This is a genomic window from Bordetella bronchialis (assembly GCF_001676705.1).
Lineage (GTDB): Bacteria > Pseudomonadota > Gammaproteobacteria > Burkholderiales > Burkholderiaceae_B > Bordetella_C > Bordetella_C bronchialis.
In genome coordinates, this window is the sequence record NZ_CP016170.1 from 3,374,337 (window position 1) to 3,392,159 (window position 17,823).

Annotated in this window: 11 protein-coding genes; 1 reads left to right on the forward strand and 10 read right to left on the reverse strand. The window is 69.2% G+C overall.

The genetic code is table 11. The annotated features are described in order from the left end of the window. Positions 1–25: 25 nt before the first annotated feature. Positions 26–2,818, reverse strand: coding sequence for an alpha-ketoglutarate dehydrogenase (gene mdeB / locus BAU06_RS14925; RefSeq protein WP_082993706.1), 2,793 nt, complete (start codon positions 2,816–2,818; stop codon positions 26–28). Positions 2,819–2,961: 143 nt separating this feature from the next. On the opposite strand from mdeB, the gene BAU06_RS14930 reads away from it, so the two are divergent. Further along, positions 2,962–3,435 carry an Lrp/AsnC family transcriptional regulator gene (locus BAU06_RS14930; protein ID WP_066350656.1) on the forward strand — a complete coding sequence of 158 codons (474 nt, stop codon included), beginning with the start codon at positions 2,962–2,964 and terminating at the stop codon, positions 3,433–3,435. A 2,163-nt stretch (positions 3,436–5,598) separates the two neighbouring features. Here BAU06_RS14930 and BAU06_RS14935 read toward each other — a convergent pair. From BAU06_RS14935 to BAU06_RS14975, 9 genes are read right to left on the reverse strand one after another with little or no spacing between them, the layout of a single operon-like run. After that, positions 5,599–7,272: a thiamine pyrophosphate-binding protein gene (locus tag BAU06_RS14935; protein ID WP_066350664.1), complete on the reverse strand. Its 1,674-nt coding sequence runs from the start codon at positions 7,270–7,272 to the stop codon at positions 5,599–5,601. Positions 7,273–7,286: 14 nt separating this feature from the next. Next, the gene (locus BAU06_RS14940; RefSeq protein WP_066350666.1) at positions 7,287–8,693 is read right to left on the reverse strand and encodes an alpha-hydroxy acid oxidase; all 1,407 of its coding nucleotides are present in this window, start codon (positions 8,691–8,693) and stop codon (positions 7,287–7,289) included. Positions 8,694–8,727: 34 nt separating this feature from the next. Beyond that, a complete protein-coding gene (locus BAU06_RS14945) occupies positions 8,728–9,534 on the reverse strand; it encodes an enoyl-CoA hydratase/isomerase family protein (RefSeq protein ID WP_066350674.1) in 807 nt (268 codons plus the stop codon). Between the two features lie 29 nt (positions 9,535–9,563). Beyond that, complete coding sequence (locus tag BAU06_RS14950) at positions 9,564–10,172, reverse strand: UbiX family flavin prenyltransferase (protein ID WP_066350679.1); 609 nt, start codon at positions 10,170–10,172, stop codon at positions 9,564–9,566. Beyond that, positions 10,169–11,638: a UbiD family decarboxylase gene (locus BAU06_RS14955; protein WP_066350686.1), complete on the reverse strand. Its 1,470-nt coding sequence runs from the start codon at positions 11,636–11,638 to the stop codon at positions 10,169–10,171. Before BAU06_RS14955 ends, BAU06_RS14950 begins: the two co-directional genes overlap by 4 nt. Beyond that, positions 11,635–13,266: an AMP-binding protein gene (locus tag BAU06_RS14960; RefSeq protein ID WP_066350693.1), complete on the reverse strand. Its 1,632-nt coding sequence runs from the start codon at positions 13,264–13,266 to the stop codon at positions 11,635–11,637. Before BAU06_RS14960 ends, BAU06_RS14955 begins: the two co-directional genes overlap by 4 nt. A 1-nt stretch (position 13,267) precedes the next feature. Next, complete coding sequence (locus tag BAU06_RS14965) at positions 13,268–13,900, reverse strand: (2Fe-2S)-binding protein (RefSeq protein WP_082988252.1); 633 nt, start codon at positions 13,898–13,900, stop codon at positions 13,268–13,270. Next, the gene (locus BAU06_RS14970) at positions 13,897–14,730 is read right to left on the reverse strand and encodes an FAD binding domain-containing protein (protein WP_066350699.1); all 834 of its coding nucleotides are present in this window, start codon (positions 14,728–14,730) and stop codon (positions 13,897–13,899) included. Before BAU06_RS14970 ends, BAU06_RS14965 begins: the two co-directional genes overlap by 4 nt. Next, the gene (locus BAU06_RS14975) at positions 14,727–17,822 is read right to left on the reverse strand and encodes a xanthine dehydrogenase family protein molybdopterin-binding subunit (protein WP_066350706.1); all 3,096 of its coding nucleotides are present in this window, start codon (positions 17,820–17,822) and stop codon (positions 14,727–14,729) included. Before BAU06_RS14975 ends, BAU06_RS14970 begins: the two co-directional genes overlap by 4 nt. Position 17,823: the final 1 nt, after the last annotated feature.

Here is a 17,823-nt window from a genome sequence, read left to right on the forward strand (position 1 = left end):
CAGGGTTATGGCCTTGGGCAAGGCCTTAGTGCTCCCAGGGCGGGATCGCGCGGTACTGGCTGACCAGCCGTTCGCGCAATGCGCGCGCGGCCTGCTCGTGTCCCAGCATGTCCAGCGCGGTCAAGACCTGCCAATCCGCGCCCACCTCGAAGAAGTCGCGCAGGCGCGCGCGCGTGTCGCTGCGGCCGAAGCCGTCCGTGCCCAGCGTGCGGTAGGGGCCGCCCGCCCAGGGCCGTATCTGTTCGGGCACGGCCCGCACGTAGTCGCTGGCCGCGACCACCGGCAGCGGCTCGGCGCCCCACTGCTGCTCGATCCATGAAGGCGCCGGATCCTGGCCCAGCAGGCGCGACCGCTCCACCGTGCGGGCATCGCGCGCCAGTTCGGAGAAGCTGGTCACGCTCCAGACCTCCGCGGCGATGCCATGCTCGGCCCGCAGGCGCTCGGCCGCCGCCAGGGCTTCCGGCACGATGGGGCCGGCGGCGACCAGGCGCAGCGCCGCCTTGCCGTGCGCGGCGCGCAGCCGGTACATGCCGCGCAGGATGCCGGCGCGCGCATCGGCATCGGCCGGCATGTCGGGCTGCGGCAGGTTCTCGTTGGTGACGGTCAGGTAGTAGAACTCGTCGCGCTGTTCGTGCAGCATGCGCCGCAGGCCGGCCTCCACGATGACCGCCACTTCGTAGGCATAGGCGGGATCGTAGGCCCGGCAGTTGGGTATGGTGGCGGCCACCAGGTGGCTGCTGCCGTCCTGGTGCTGCAGCCCTTCCCCGCCCAGGGTGGTACGGCCGGACGTGGCGCCCACCAGGAAGCCGCGCGTGCGCTGGTCGGCGGCCGCCCAGATCAGGTCGCCCACCCGCTGGAAACCGAACATCGAGTAGTAGATGTAGAAGGGCAGCATGGGCAGGCCGTTCACGGAGTAGCTGGTGCCCGCCGCGATCCACGACGACAAGGCGCCGGCTTCGGTGATGCCCTCTTCCAGGATCTGCCCGTCGCGCGCTTCCCGATAGTGCAGGACCGAACCGATGTCCTCTGGCTCGTACAGCTGGCCCTGCGAGGAATAAATCCCCACCTGGCGAAACAGGTTGGCCATGCCGAAGGTGCGCGCTTCGTCCGCCACGATGGGGACGATGCGCGGCCCGATGCCGGCGTCCTTGAGCAAGCCGGTCAGCATCCGCACGATGGCCATGGTGCTGGACATTTCCTTGCCGCCCGGCGCGAGCGCGAAGGCGGCCCAGGCGGATGCGGGCGGCGTATCGAGGACAGGCGCCGTGGCGCGCCGGCGCGGCACACAGCCGCCCAGGGCGGCGCGGCGCTCGCGCAGGTAGCGCATTTCCGCGCTGTCCGGATCCGGACGGTAGAAGGCCAGCGCGGCGCACTCGGCATCGCCGATGGGCAGCGCGAAGCGGTCGCGGAACGCGAGCAGCGCCTGTACGTCAAGCTTCTTCTGCTGGTGCGTGGTCATCTTGCCCTGGCCGGCCTCGCCCATGCCATAGCCCTTTTTGGTCTGCGCCAGGATGACGGTAGGCTGCCCGGCATGGCGGACGGCGCGATGATAGGCGGCGTGGATCTTGACGATGTCATGTCCGCCGCGCCGCAGCCGGTCTATGGCCTCGTCCGACCAGTCGGCCACCAGCGCCGCCAGCGCCGGGTCCCGGCCGAAGAAGCGGCGGCGGTTATATGCCCCGTCCTTGGCGGCGAAGGTCTGGAACTGCCCATCCACGGTATGGGCAAACGCACGGGCGAGCGCGCCGTCGGCATCGCGCCGCAGCAAGGGGTCCCAGTCGCTGCCCCAAAGCAGTTTGATGACGTTCCAGCCCGCGCCGGCGTACAGGGTTTCCAGTTCGTCGATGATGCGGCCGTTGCCGCGCACGGGCCCGTCCAGGCGCTGCAGGTTGCAATTGACGACGAACACCAGATTGTCCAGCCGCTCGCGCGCGGCCAGGGTCAGCGCGGCGACGGACTCGGGTTCGTCCATTTCGCCGTCGCCGAAAATCCCCCATACCTTGCGATCGGAGGGCGCGGCCAGGCCGCGATGTTCCAGGTAGCGCATGAAGCGCGCCTGGTAGATGGCGTTGATGGGCCCGATGCCCATGGAGCCGGTGGGAAACTGCCAGAAGTCCGGCATCAGCCACGGATGCGGATACGAGGACAAGCCGCGCAGGCCGTGTTCGGCCGCGGTGATCTCGCGCCGGAAGTGCGCCAGGTCGGCCTCTCCCAGGAAGCCTTCCAGGAAGGCCCGCGCGTAGACGCCCGGGGCGGAATGGGGCTGCATGTAGACCAGGTCGCCGCCATGGGTGGCGGTGGGCGCGCGCCAGAAATGGTTGAAGCCGACCTCGAACAGGTCGGCGGCGGAGGCATAGCTGGCGATGTGCCCACCCAGTTCGCCATGCGCCTGATTGGCGCGCACGACCATGGCAAGCGCGTTCCACCGGTTGACGGAGGCGATGCGTTCCTCGATGCGAAGGTCGCCGGGAAAAGGCGGCTCCTGCTCGGCGGGAATGGTGTTCAGGTAGGCGGACGCGGTGGGACCGTGGCCGCGCACCCCCAGCCGGGCGGCATGCCGCAAGAGTTCGTCGAGCACGAAGGCGGCGCGGTCCGGGCCCTCTGCCCCGACCAGGGAGGCAAGCGCGTCGCGCCATTCGGCGGTTTCGACGGGGTCGATGTCCGGCGGAATAGCGGCACCGGGGCTGTTGTCGGCGCTGATGCCGGCATGGGCGGGAGTGGCGGCGCCGGCCGGAACGGACGCCGATGCAGCGGCTGAGCGGGCCGTGCCGTCCGAATCGGCGGATTTCGCGCTCGGCGCGGTATCGGTGTCGAACATGCCAGCCTCCAGGTCGCTCGTTGTAGGACTAAATTACCCATGCCATCGTAGACCGGAGGCTCCGGCATAGGGCTTCGAAATATCCGTGTACGGGGCGTGGATACAGCATAAAATGCTGTACCTTCTTCTAGCTGAGGCACACTATGCCGTCACCTGCTTTGGATGCCACCGATCGGCGCATTCTGGAGGTGCTCCAGACCGACGCCAGCATCACGAATGTGGAACTGGCCCGGCGGGTGCACCTGTCGCCCTCCCCGTGCCTGGCGCGCGTCAAGGCGCTGGAGGCGGCCGGCGTGATCCGCGGCTACGTCGCCCTGGCGGATCCGTTGACGCTTGGTCTTAGCCTGAATGTGTTCATCCAGGTGAGCCTGGAGAAGCAAATCGAATCCGAGCTGGAGCGGTTCCAGCAGGCGATGGCGGGTTATCCGGAGGTGATGGAGTGCTACCTGATGACGGGGGACGCGGATTATCTGCTGCGGGTCGTGGTGCCGGATATGCGGGGGCTGGAGCGGTTCATCGTCAGCCATTTATCGCGGATACCGGGCGTCAAGAACATCCGGTCCGGGTTCGCGCTGAAGCAGGTGAAGTATCAGACGGCGCTGCCGTTGCCTGAATGAGGCGGCGGGTGCAGGGGATGGATGGCGAGTGCGTCAGCCAGCGGTGGGTTCTGGGCTCGTGGTGTCCGTTCTGGTTGTTGGCAGGCGATGGTTTTCGTGCTGGTGGCGTGTGTTTCTGGTCGTTGGCAGGCGAGGGTTTTCGTGCTGGTGGCGTCCGTCGGAGGTGATGCCTGTCCGCGCCGGCCCGGTCAGTCGGTCCGGCCCGCCGGGGCCGGACACCGCCTCGCTCACCTCGTCCGCCGGGCGTTCGCCGGTAGTGGTTCTGGCCGACGGCATCCGCGCCACGGCTCCCTTCGGTATCCGCTCGCTCTCCTTCCGACGGGCCGTCACGGACAGGCATCACCTCCGCCGGACTCCGCGGTGCCTTAATCACGGATGCCGGGGCGGGTTGGGTTCTTGGCGCTACGTAGGATGGGGCGTTCGCCGATGGAAGGTCTTGCCTTGCCCGTCGTTTTCGGGCCGCCCTGCGCGGCCCAAAAACGCCTACACAGGCGGAGCATGCGGTGGTTGCTGGTAAGGCCTTGGTTGCTGGTAAGGCCACGGTTTCTGGTAATGCGGTGGCCGGGGAATCGGAGTGGAACCTAGGCCCGCGCGGGGAGGGGTAACAAGTCGGTGTGGCGGGCCGCCAGCCGGCCCGCCACACCGTAGGCACCGTGCCTTGCCACGGATGCCGGATAGGTGCGGCCGAGAGCTAGGTACGAGCCGTACTCCGTCATATCGACGAATCGGTCGTGCCGACGTGGGTGTATCAGCAATACGGCAACGGTATCGCGCCTACGCCGCTTCAATGTGCTGTGTCGATATCACGCGCGTCCGCCAGAGTTTGATAGCGTAGACCTGGGACCTGAGACCTGAGGCCTGAGACCTGGGACCTGGGATCTGAGACCTGGAACCTGAAACCTGAAACCTGAAACCTGAAACCTGAGACCTGAGACCCGAAACCTGAGACCTGAGACCCGAGACCCGAAACCTGAAACCTGAGACCTGAGACCTGAGGCCTGAAACCTGAGACCTGAAGCCTGAGGCCTGAGGCTGTGTGAGTCTGTGAGATCGTGAGTCTGTGGTGAGGTGCCGGAGCCTGTGGACCTGTGAGCCTGTGAGCCTGTGAGCCTGTCAGTAATCCTGTGTTTTGCGCTCCTCATGATTCCGAATCGCAAGCCTCGCGTCACTGGCTTCGATGGCAAGACCATCGCGCTGGAGGCTCGCAAGATGACGGTGCCGCAATCCAGGGCTTCGTGGTTGAGCAGTCCGGCATCCAGGTTTCACCAGAGACCATCAGTCCGATGACCGACGCGGCCAGGGAACAAACGAAATTTCCGACGCCCTTCCCATGCCAGCATCCGTGGCAAGGCACGGTGCCTACGGTGTGGCGGGCCGGCTGGCGGCCCGCCACACCGACTTGTTACCCCTCCCCCGCGCGGGCCTAGGTTCCACTCCGATTCCCCGGCCACCGCATTACCAGAAACCGTGGCCTTACGAGCAACCGTGGCCTGACCAGCAACCGAGGCCTTACCAGCAACCACCGCATGCTCCTCCTGCGTAGACGTTTTTGGGCCGCGCAGGGCGGCCAAAAAACGACGGGCAAGGCAAGACCTTCCATCGGCGAACGCCCCATCCTACGTAGCGCCAAGAACCCAACCCGCCCCGGCATCCGCGATTAAGGCACCGCGGAGTCCGGCGGAGGTGATGCCTGTCCGTGACGGCCCGTCGGAAGGAGAGCGAGCGGATACCGAAGGGAGCCGTGGCGCGGACGCCATCGGCCAGAACCACTACCGGCGAACGCCCGGCGGACGAGGTGAGCGACGCGGTGTCCGGCCCCGGCGGGCCGGACCGACTGACCGGGCCGGCGCGGACAGGCATCACCTCCGCCGGACGCCACCAGCACGAAAACCGTCGCCTGCCAACGACCAGAAACACACGCCACCAGCACGAAAATCATCGCCTGCCAACGACCAGAACACACGCCACCAGCACGAAAACCATCGCCTGCCAACGACCAGAAACGGACACCACGAGCACGAAAAACCCTAGCCAGCCGACAGAGCCCGAACCGACGCCATAAGTACGCAACGTTGCCTGCCCAACGCCCCCAATGGATCAGCATCGCCCCCCGCCCGGCCGCAATCCGAAACGCACTGCCACTGCATCAGCACGACCGCCGCCTTATTTCCCCCGCAATCCCGAAATCGTCAGCCGTGGCGACAATGCATCCTGGCTGACCCGCAGCTCCAGCAGAGCCGGCTTGCCCGCGCCCCGCGCACGTTCGAAGGCGGCAGGAAAGTCCTCGGTCCGCTCGACGACTTCTCCATGTGCCCCATAGGCCCGCGCCATCGCCGCGAAATCCGGATTCTGCAGTTCGGTGGCGCACACCCTGCCCGGATAGTGCCGTTCCTGGTGCATCCGGATGCTGCCGTACATCCCGTTGTTCACCACGATGACCAGGATGTTCAGCCCATACTGCACGGCGGTCGCCAGCTCCTGCCCGTTCATCAGGAAGCACCCGTCGCCCGCGAAGCACACCACGGTGCGGTCAGGATGGGCCAGCTTGGCCGCCACCGCCGCCGGCATGCCATAGCCCATCGTTCCGCTCGTCGGAGCCAGCTGCGTCCGTAACCCGCGATACTGGTAGAAGCGCTGCACCCATAGCGTGTAATTGCCGGCGCCGTTGGTCACGATAGTGTCGGGCGGCAATTGCTCGCGCAGGAAGACCATGACCTGCCCCATATCGACGGGCCCCGGCATCGGTCCCGGCCGCAGATTGTCCAGGTAGTCTTCGCGCGCCTGCCGCGTCCAATCGCGCCACGGCGCCGGCGAAGCGGGCGCCGGCAGCGCCGCCGCGGCAGCCGCGAATGCCGGCATCGCGGCGTTCATGATGACGTCGGCATGGTAGACATGGCCCAGTTCTTCCGCATCGGCATGAATATGGACCAGCGTTTGCGCGGGCCGGGGCACGTCCAGCAGGGTATAGCCGTTGGTGGTGGTCTCCCCCAGCCGGGCGCCGATCGCCAGGATAAGATCGGCATCCTTGATGCGCTGCGCCAAACGCGGATCCATGCCGAGTCCCGCTTCTCCCACGTAGTTCGCGTGGCGGTTGTCCAGCAGGTCCTGGCGCCGGAAGGCGCAGGCCACCGGCAGGTCGTAGGCCGTGGCGAAGGTGGCCAGGTCCTCGCTGGCCTGGCGTGTCCATCCGCCTCCGCCCAGGATGGCCAGGGGCCGCCGGGCTCGGGCCAGCCGCTCGCGCATCTCTCCCATCGCCTCGGCGGACGGGCAGGCCTGCGCCCGACGGAATGGCAGGCTGTCGGCGACGGTCGCGCTTTCCGCCAGCATGTCCTCAGGCAAGGCCAGCACCACCGGACCGGGCCGACCGGAAGTCGCCACATGGAATGCACGATTGATGTATTCCGGGATGCGCGCCGCGCTGTCGATCTGGTCCACCCACTTGGCGATGTGGCCGTACATATGACGGTAGTCGATCTCCTGCCACGCCTCGCGGCCCATGCAGTCGCGCGCGACCTGGCCGATGAACAGGATCAGCGGCGTCGAGTCCTGCCGCGCGGTGTGCACGCCGATGCTCGCGTTGGTGGCGCCCGGGCCGCGCGTGACGAAGCAGATGCCGGGCTTGCCGGTCAGCTTGCCGTGCGCCTCCGCCATATGGGCCGCCCCACCCTCCTGGCGGCACACCACCAGCCGGATGGCATCGCGCGCGTCGTGGAAGGCGTCGATGGCCGCCAGGAAACTTTCGCCCGGCACGCAGAACGCCGTGTCGACGCCATGGATGCGCAGCGCATCGATCAGGATCTGGCCGCCGGTGCGGGATACGGGCGAGGTGGGAGTCATTGCGTCTTCTCCATTCAATAGTCAGTGCGGCCGTATGCAGGATCCGCGGCGTCGTGCGCCGAGCTGCCGCGGTGCCTGCCGCATTCGATGCTATCCGCGATGTCGCGGGCCATGCTTGCGTCGCGGCCGTCGGCGAGACTGGATGCGCCGGCATGGCCGGCATTGTCGCGGCTGACCGCCGGCGGCCCTGACAGGCTGACGCCATGCGGCGCGGAAGCGGGCGCCGGCGCCGGCGCCGATGCCGGTCCCAGTGCCGGTGCCCAGGCCGGAACATCGGCGCGGCACAGGAAATCCTGCCCCAGGCCAGCCACGTCCGGGCAACCCAGCAAGGCCAGGTCGACGTCGATCTCGCGCCGCAGCAGTTCCAGGGCGTGGGCGACGCCGCGTTGCCCGCCGGCGGCCAGGCCGTAAAGGGCGGGCCTGCCGACGAAAGCCGCATCGGCGCCCAGGGCCAGGGCCTTCAACACGTCCGTCCCGCGCCGCACGCCACCGTCCAGGATCAGCGTCAGCCCCGGCGCGGCGGCGGCGATGGCGGGAAGCGCGTCCAGCGACGCGATGCTGCCGTCCAGTTGGCGGCCGCCGTGGTTGGACACGAAGATGCCGTCCAGGCCCAGGGCGCGGGCTGTGGCCGCGTCCTGCGCGCGCAGCACGCCCTTGACCAGCAGGCGGCCGCGCCATCGATCGCGGATCCAGGCGATCTCCTGCCATGTCATCGCGGCACGTCCGGCGCGGTGGTCGCCGCGCGCGGCGGTGATGATGGGCCCGCCCCGCTCCGCCGTGAAGTTCTCGAAATGCGGGATACCCTGGCGCAGCAGCGTACGCGCGAAGGTCCGCAGCGCCCAGCGCGGACGGATGGCGCCTCCCCACAGCAGGCGCGGGCTCAGGCGCAGCGGGATGCTGAAGCCATTGCGCAGCTCGTTCTCACGGGTGGAGGCGATGGGTACATCCACCGTCACCACCAGAACCGGGACGCCAGCCCGCTCCAGCCTTTGCAGCAAGGGCGCGATGACCTCGCGGCGCGCGGGCAGGTAGCCTTGGTACCACATGTCCGGATTGGCGGCGGCGACCCGCTCCAGGGGCGTCGTGGACGCCGCGCTGAGCACGAAGGGGACCTGCGCGGCGCGCGCCGCCTGGGCCAGCGCCACGTCGCCGTCGAAAGCGCACAGGCCGACCACGCCCATGGGGCTGATGCCGATGGGCGACGCGTAGCGCACGCCGAACAGCTCCACCGCCTGGGTGCGGACCGACACGTCGACCAGCGGTCGGGGCAGGAAGCGCCAGCGGTCGTAGGCATCGCGATTGGCGCGCAGCGAGGCGTGATCCTCGCTGGCGCCGCTGACGTAGCCGTAGATGCTGGGCGGCAGGCGGCGCCGGGCGGCGTCCGCCAGGTCGGCGATGGACAGGGCCGATTCCACGGGCATGCGAGTTCCTCTTTGCACGGCGCGCTGCGCCGGTTCAGCTGCCGCGGAAGGCCGGCGCGCGCTTGCCGTGGAAGGCCTCGACGCCTTCGCGGAAATCGTCGCTGCTGCGCAGCCGGCTATAGCAATGGCCTTCGAGCTCGATGGACGCCGACAGCGAGGCGTCCTCCGTGTCGTTCAGCAGCTTCTTGGCCGTGCGTTGCGCCAGGGGCGAAAAGCCCACCAGCTCGGCCACCAGGCGGTCGGTGGCCGCTTCCAGTTCGCCGTCGGGCACGATCTCCGTGGCGATGCCCCAGTCATAGGCCTGCTGGCCGGAAATGCGGCGCGAGCGCATCACCACGTCCTTGGTCCGCGTGATGCCCACCATCTTCTGCAGGCGCGCCGAACCGCCGGAGCCGGGAATCTGGCCCAGCTTCTGTTCGGGCAGCGCGTACTGGGTCGTTTCGGTCGCCAGGCGGAAGTCGCAGGCCAGCGAGATCTCGAAGCCGACGCCGAAGCAATAGCCGCGGTTGGCGGCGATCACCGGCTTGGCGCAGCGCGCCGGCGCGGCGATGTTCCAGGCCAGTTTGGACACGTGCTCGGGCGAGGCTTCCAGGAAGCCCTTGATGTCGCCGCCGCTGGAAAAATGCTCGCCCGCTGCGCGCAGCACGATGACGCGCACGCGGTCGTCGTCATCCAGGGCCTCGAAGACCAGCCGCAGCTGGTCGCGTTCGCGCATGGAGATGATGTTGAAAGGCGGCCGCTCCAGCACGATGTCGGCGCGCGCCCTGGCGGCATCGATGTGGACATGGAAGCCGTCGTATTCCTCGAGCAGCGCATGGGCGGGATGGTTGATTTGCGGCATTGGAGCGGTCTCCTGGTTCGGCAAGGTGTTCAAAGGGCCGTATCCGTGGCGTCGCCGGCGCCTGAAGGATGCAATCCTTCCCAGCGCCGCACCAGGCCGGCGGGTTCGATATCGAAAAGGTCCAGCACGCGTCCGACGGTGTGGTCGACCATATCGTCGATCGACGCGGGACGCGCATAGAAGGCGGGCACGGGCGGCACGATGATCCCGCCCATGGTCGTGACCGCGGTCATGTTCTGCAGGTGGGCCAGGTTCAGCGGCGTCTCGCGCACCATCAGCACCAGGCGGCGCCGTTCCTTCAGCACGACGTCGGCCGCGCGGCTGACCAGGTTGTCCGCCAGCCCATGCGCGATGCTGGCCAGTGTCTTCATGGAGCACGGCGCCACCACCATGCCCGCCGTGCGGAAAGATCCGCTGGAAACCGCGGCGCCGATGTTCTTCACGTTGTGGACGACGTCGGCCAGGGCTTCGATCTCGCCACGCCGCATGTCCAGCTCCTGGGCGGCCGTCAGCGCGCCGGAGGCGGACATCACCAGGTGGGTCTCCCAGCCGGGCATCGCCTTCAGCACCCGCAGCAGGCGCACGCCATAGACGGCCCCGCTGGCGCCCGTGATCGCGACGATCAGCCGCTTCGTCATTGCCGCGTCCCGGGTGCGGCGAAGTCCACGCGCGCCGACGCATCGATCTCCACCGCCAGGTCCACGTCGTCTTCGCCGGGCACGCGCACCTTGGTGAACACGTGCTCGTGGTAGGCCACCGGCCGCGTGGCGTCCAGTCCCATCTTGGCGCTGATGCCCTGCTGGTGCGCGGGCGCCGTCTCGCCATCGGCGTAGTCCCAGCCGACCGTGGTGGAAGGATCCAGCACCGAACCCTGCGCGCCCGGGATCACCACCAGGTCGCGGTCGGCCTGGAAACGCGTGGCTACCGCCCATTCGACCTGCTGCGGGTCGTGCACCTCCACATCGTCGTCCACCACGATGACCTGCTTGATGTCGTAGTGCGCGCCGAAGGCCGCGCAGATCACGTTCTTGGGCTGGCCCTCGTGCGTCTTGCGCAGCTTCACATACAGGTGGTAGCGCCCTACTCCGCCGATGGCCAGGTGTACGTCCAGCACATTGGGGAAACTGCGCTGCAGATGGGCCAGCAAGGTCGCCTCGCGCGGGATCGAGCCCAGCAGCAGGTGTTCCATTTCCGCGGGAACGATGGTGTGGTAGATGGGATCCCGGCGATGCGTGATGGCATCCACCGTGATGACTTCGCGCTCCTCGCGCGCGCTGTAGTACTTGGGGAACTCGCCGAACGGGCCTTCGGGCTCCAGTTCGCCCGGCACGATGCGGCCTTCGATGACGATCTCGCTGTCCGCCGGCACGCGTACCTCGTTGGTCCGGCACTTGACCATGCGCAGCGGCGCCCCGTGCAGCGCCCCGGCGATTTCCATCTCGTCGCTGTCCAGCGGCGCGATGGCCTGCGAGGCCAGCAGGGTCAGGGGATCGATCCCGATGGCGACCGCCACTTCCAGCGGCTGCTTGCGCGCCTCCGCTTCCTTGTAGAACGCCCACAGGTGGCGCGGCAGCATCAGGATCGCCATGCGCGCCGGGGCATGGACCTGGATGCGGTGGATGGAGACATTCTGCACGCCCGTGACCGGATTGCGCGCGATGACCAGGCCGGCCGTGATGTAGGGCCCGTTGTCGTGCTCGCTGTGCGTGGGAATCGGCAGGACCTCGCGCGCATCGCGGTCGCGGTGTACGACCTGCTGGCAGGGCGCCTGGTCCTGCGGGATCTCCTTCCACGGCACGGGATGCTCGGCCGCGTGGCGGAAGCGTTGCAGCAGTTGCGATTCCGGCACGCCGATGGCCTCCGCGATCCAGGCGCGGCGCGCCATGAAACCGGACACCACGGGCATCGCATGCCCGCCCGGCCTGGGAAAGAAGGCCGCCTGCTTGCCATCCAGGCGCTTGGCGATGGCGGCCAGGCGGTGTTCCAGCGGCACGCCTTCGCGGATCACCGCCACGCGGCCGGTACCGGCCAGATGTGCCAGCCACTGGCGCAGGTCCGTGAACGGTGCGCCGGAAGAAGGAGTGGAAGATGCGCGGGTGCTCATGATGTCTCTCGGGCAGGGTTGGATGGCGCCGTGCCGGCTTGCGCGCACGGCGTGCCTGGGGCCAGGTATTCGCCAGCGGCCAGCTTGCGCCGCAGGATCTTGCCCACGGGCGACTTGGGAATCTCGGCGACGAAGACGTACTCGCGCGGCCGCTTGAAGTTGGGCAGGTCCGACTGCCGGCAATGCGCATCCAGGGCCTGCGCGTCCAGCGACGGCCGCGCGTCGCTGCGCGTCACGAAGGCCACCACGCGCTGGCCCCAGCGTTCGTCCGGCAGGCCGGCCACGGCCACTTCCGCCACGCCGGGACACAGCGAGATCACCGATTCGATATCCACCGGGGAGATGTTTTCGCCGCCGCTGATGATCATGTCGTCGACCCGGCCGGTCACGAAGAGATCGCCGTCCGCGTCCAGGTAGCCGATGTCGCCGGTGTAGTACCAGCCGTCGCGCAGGGATTTGGCGTCGGCGTCCGGCCGCTTCCAATAGCCTTCGAAGGCCTCGTCGCCGCTCAAGTCCACGATGATCTGTCCTTCCTCGCCCACGGGAGCCAGGTCATGCGGACCGCGCGCGTCCAGCCGCACCACCCGCAGGCGGGTGTTGATGCCGGCGCGCCCGGCGCTGCCGGGCTTGCGCAGGGCGTCCTGGTCGATGGAAAAGGTGTAGACCTCGGAAGATCCGTAGTGGTTGACGAAAAGCCGGGGCTGGAAGGCGCGCTGCAGGCGCTGCAGCAGCGCGTCCTGCATGGGCGCGCCGGCGAAGCCCAGCTTGGTGACGGACGCCAGGTCCGGACCGGGACCCGTGCCGCCGCCCTGCCGTTCGCGCTGCACCATCATGTCGTGGTACAGCGTCGGCACCAGGTACAGGCAGGTCAGGCGTTCGCGCGCGATCAATGCCAGCGCCCCCGCGGTATCGAAACGCGGCATGCAGACGAAAACGCCATCGACCAGGGCCATGGCCAGCAGGGAGCGCACGCCCATGGTGTGGTACAGCGGCATCACGCCCAGCGTGCGTTCGCCCCGCCCGTACAGGTTCTGCGCCACGTGCGCGAGCGCGGCCGCGCGTTCCTGGCGGTGGCGCCGGGGCACGCCCTTGGGCTTGCCGGTGGTGCCGGACGTATACAGCATCAGGGAGTAGTCTTCGGCTCGTGCTTGCGGCTCCAGCGCGATGCCGGCGTTGTCCAGCAGGCTGTCCCAGGAGAGTTCGGCACCGGCGTTGTCCAGCGCGGCGCCACCGGCGTCGGATATCCCGACGGCGATGCGCGGCAGCGGCCGCGCCGCCACGCTGCCCCGCACGGCGTCCTGGCTGGCCGGCTCGAAAAATACCGCCTTGGCTTCCGCGTCGGTCACGCAGTAATCGACCTCCTCCGGCTTGGCGCGCCAGTTCAGCGGCACGATGGTGATGCCCATGAATTGGCAGGCCCAGTGCAGCGTGGCGGCCTGGTGCCGGTTCTGCAGCACGGACAACAGCCGGTCGCCGCGTCCCAGCCCCAACTGTCGCAGGCCGGCGGCAGTGCGGGCGATGCAGTCGTGCCAGGCGGCGTAGTCCAGGCGCAGGTCGCCGTCGACGAGCGCCAGCGCGCGCGGGCTGCGCTCCACGCTTTGCAGAAAAGTTCTTCCCAGATCGAGCATGTCAGGATTCCGTGGACGACGTAACAGATGTCCCCGATGGCGCGGCCGCCGGGGATGCACCCGCCGCGGCGCCGGAAGCGGCGGCACCGGCCGGCGGCGGGGCGGAAATCGAAGCGGTGGAGGCCGCCTGCGCACTCCTGCCGGCGCCGCGCCGCGCGGCGGTCTCCAGCACCGCGCGCACGATGGGCGTGTATCCGGTGCAGCGGCACAGATGTCCCGACAACATCTCGCGCACTTCCGTCTCGGTCGGATCGGGGCGCCGGCGCAGGTAGTCGTCGCAGGACATCAGGATGCCGGCCGTACAAAAGCCGCACTGCAGCGCGTGGTGGCGCTGGAAAGCGGCCTGCAGGTCCGAGAGCGGCCCGTCGGCGTCGCACAGCCCTTCCACCGTATCGACGCGCCGGCCTTCGGCCTGCACCGCCAGCGTCATGCAGGAACGCGCGGCGACGCCGTCGATCTGCACCGTGCAGGCGCCGCAGACACCGTGTTCGCAGCCCACGTGGGTGCCGGTCGCGCCCAGCCCTTCGCGCAGGAAATCCGACAGCAGCGTGCGGGACGCGCAGGGCGCGCCGCGTTCGACGCCGTTCAATTGCAGCCGCACCGTGTGCAGGCTGTCGCGGGCGATCTGCTTCATGTATGCGATGTCTCCATGACCTGGCGCAGTACCTGTGCGCCCAGCCGCCGGACCAGATGGCGGCGGAAGCCGGCGCTGGCATGCGCGTCGCCCTGCGCGTCCAGCTGCCAGGCGAAATCGTTGAGCGCGGTTTCCAGGTCCGCGCCGCGCAGCGCCGCCGGCCAGCGTGCCAGCCGCGGGCGGTCCGCCACGCCGCCCACCGCAAGGCGCAAGCCGTCGGCGCCGGCCACGGCGGCCACCGCGACGATGGCGAAATCGCCGTGGCGCGCGGAAAACTCCGCAAAGGCACAGCGCTGCCCCGGCGCGGCCAGCGGAAAGCGCACCTCCTCCACCAGCTCGTCGGGGGCGCGCGCCGTCATCAGCATGCCCTGGAAGAAGTCCTCGGCCGCCACGGTGCGCCGCTTGGCCGCGCGCCGCAGCACGATTTCGCCGCCCAGCGCCAGCAGGGCCAGCGGCAGCTCCGCGCTGGGGTCGGCGTGGGCCACGGACCCGCATACCGTCCCGCGATTGCGGATCTGGAAATGCGAGATATACGGAAAGGCCTGGTGCAGCAGCGGGACCTCGCGGGCCAGGGTCGCGCGCCATTCCACACTGGCCTGCGTCGCGGCGGCGCCGACCGCCAGCATGCCGCCCTCCGTCCGCACGTAGTCCAGGTCCGCCGTGCGCGAAATATCGATTAGCGCGGCCGGCTGCGCCAGGCGCATATTCAGCACCGCCATCAGCGATTGCCCGCCGGCCAGGACGCGGGCATCCTCGCCCAGCCTGCCCAGCAGCGCCACGGCCTCTTCGGCGCTGTCGGCGCGCAGGTAGTCGAAGGCGGGGGGCTTCATCGCGATACTCCCAGGCGGCGCAACAGCCGGCGCAGCCATGACGGGCGTGGCGCCGCCGCGGTCCCACCGCCGGCGGCCTGCCGGCCCAATTGTTCGAACAGCTGGCGCAGCACGATTTTGGCGGCGCCCTCCAGCATGCGGCCTCCCACCGCCGCGACCTTGCCCGAGACCTGGGCTTCGTAGTCGTAGCGCAGCAGGCAGCCGCCATCGCGCGGTTCCAGCGACACCACGCCGCTGCCCTGGGCCGCCCCCATGCCGGACAGGCCCGAACCCGCCAGCCTCAGGCGATGTGGCGGCTCCAGGTCGCTCAGCGCCACTTCGGCGGCGTAGCGCGCCTTGATCATGCCCACGCCCACCGTCACGTCCGCGCGGTAGCGGTGCGGCCCGACTTCCTCCAGGGCGTGGCAGCCGGGAATGACGCGCGCCAGCGCCGCCGGATCCATCAACACATCGAACACGGCCTCCGGCGTGGCGGACAAGAAGATCTCCCCGCGAGCGGCCAAGGCCTTGCCCCCCTTGGCATCCTTGCCGCCGGGCCGTCCCGTTCCCTGGGCGGCATCGCCCATGTTTGCCGGGTCGCCCGGCGTGCGCGCCGCGCCGGCGCCCATCGACGCATCCAGCGACGCCGCCACCGCGGCCGACGGCGGCGGTTCCTGTATGCCGATCAGCGCCATCACTCGCGCCGGCGTCAAGGGCAGCTCGATGTCGGCGCAGCCCAGCGCATCGGCCACGGCATTGGCGATACAGGGCGGCGTGCTCATGTTGTTGCCCTCGCCCAGGCCTTTGGCGCCCAGCGGGGTGTAGGGACTGGGCGTTTCCAGGTGCAGGATCAGCGGCTCGGGCACTTCGCACGTGGTCGGGACCAGATAGTCGGCGAAGGTGCCGGACTGGAAGCTGCCGTCGCCGCCGTAGCGGAACTCCTCCATGAGCGCGGCGCCCAGGCCTTGCGCGAAAGCGCCGCGTATCTGCCCGTCGGCCAGCGCGGGATTCAGCAAGGTGCCGGCATCGTGCGTGGTGACGTAGCGGTCGATGCGGACCCGGCCGGTATCGCGGTCCACCTCGACCGCGCAGATGTCGAAGGCGAAGCCATACGCCGCCGACGTATTGACGCGATCGTCGTCGTCCGGCGCGGTGAGTTCGGGCGGTGTCCAGAAGGCCGTTTCCCGCAGGCCGGGCGCCTCCCCCGCGGGCAGCAGCCCCGGCGCCCAGTGCGGCCCGGCGGCGAAGCGCGCGAACGGCAGCGCGCGGTCGGGCGCATGGCGCGAAAACACCTTGCCGTCTTCGAACATGATCTCGGCCGGCTGGCAAGCCAGCGTCCCGGCGGCGATGCGCGCCAGCTTGTCGCGCAGACGCTGGCAGGCGATGTGCAGCGTGCCCGCCACCGCGCCGGCGAAGCGGCTGGAGTAATTGCCCGCGGCCACCGACCACGCATCCTTGGTCGTGTCGAACTCCACATTCACCATGACGTCTTCCACGGCGACGCCGAACACGTCGGCGGCGACCTGCGCGCAGACGGTGCGGTGTCCCTGCCCCGCCGGCGAGGACGCCACGGTAACGGTAATGCCGCCCAAGGGATCGATGGCCACGGTGGCCGCGGCGATGCCGCCGTTCTTGGGCCCCGCCTTGGCGCGCTGCTCGCGCGTCAGCGCGGTGGTGATATAGCCCATATTGGAGATCGAGGGCTCGACGATGGCGGCGAAACCGATGCCGTAAAGCCGCCCCTGGGCGCGCGCGGCCGCCTGGCGCGCGCGCAGCTCGTCCAGCCCGCCTTCGCGCACGGCCATGTCCAGGGCCTTGTGGTAATCGCCCGAATCGATCAATGCCCCGGCCGCGGCGCGATAAGGAAAGGCGTCGCGCGGGATGAAGTTGCGCCGGTACACATCCAGCGGATCCATGCCCAGCTCGACCGCGATGCGCTGCACCAGGCGTTCCAGCACGAAATACGTCTGCGGCCCGCCGAAGCCGCGCACCAGGCCGGTGGGAGTCTTGCTGGTCAGCACCACGCGATTGCGCACGCGCAGGTGTTCGATCGCATAAGCGCCGGTCAGGCAGCCGTGCATGCGGTAGAAGGTGGCGGGCTCCGGCGCCCGCAGGTAGCCGCCGCAATCGTCTAGCTGGTCCAGCGACAGGGCCAGGATGCGCCCGTCCCGGTCGACCGCGGCCTCCGCGTGGCACAAGCGCGCGGTGGCCGATGTCGCCGCCGTCAGGTGCTCCAGGCGGTCCTCCACCCACTTCACGGGCGCGCCGGCCTTGCGCGAGGCCAGGCACATCAGCACGATGGGGCTCATCACCGCCTGCTTCACGCCGAAGCTGCCGCCGGAGTCGGCGAAGGTGCGATGGCGCAGCCGGTTGCCCGGCACTTTCAGGGCCATCGCCATCACCGTATGCAGCGAGAACGGCCCCATGAAATTGGACTGGACGTCGTAGCCGTCCTGTTCGGAAATGAACTGCGCCACCACCACCGCGGTCTCGATGGGCGTGCAGGAATTGCGCGGATAGCGCAAGGTCAGCCCGATACGGCGGGGCGCGGCCGCGAATGCCGCGTCCGGGTCGCCGTAGCGGAAAGCGCGGTCGCTCACCACATTGCTGCCCACCTGCTCGTGCAGGACCGGCGCATCCGGCGCGATCGCGCTTTCGATGTCGGTCACCGGCGCCAGCGGCTCGTAATCGGCCTCCACCAGCTCGGCCGCGTCTTCCGCCAGATAGCGGCTTTCCGCCACCACGACGGCCACCGGCTCGCCCACGTAGCGCACCTTGTCCACCGCCAGCGCCCACAGGTCCATCGGCTGCTTGACGCCGACGATAAAGGGCTTGGACCAGCGCTGCACGTCGGCCCCCGTCAACACCGCGCGCACGCCTGGCATCGCTTCGGCGCGCGCGGCGCGGACCGCGCGAAGCCGGGCATGCGCGTGGGGCGACCGCACCACCGCCGCGTGCAGCGTGCCCGGCCGCAGGGCCGCATCGTCGCCGTAGCCGCCGCGGCCCGTCAGCAGCGCCCGGTCCTCGACGCGCGCGGCGGCGCGCCCCAGGTGCCGGCGCGGCCGCGGCGCCGTCTCGGGTGCGGCGATGGGATCGAGGGTGGTAACCGTCATG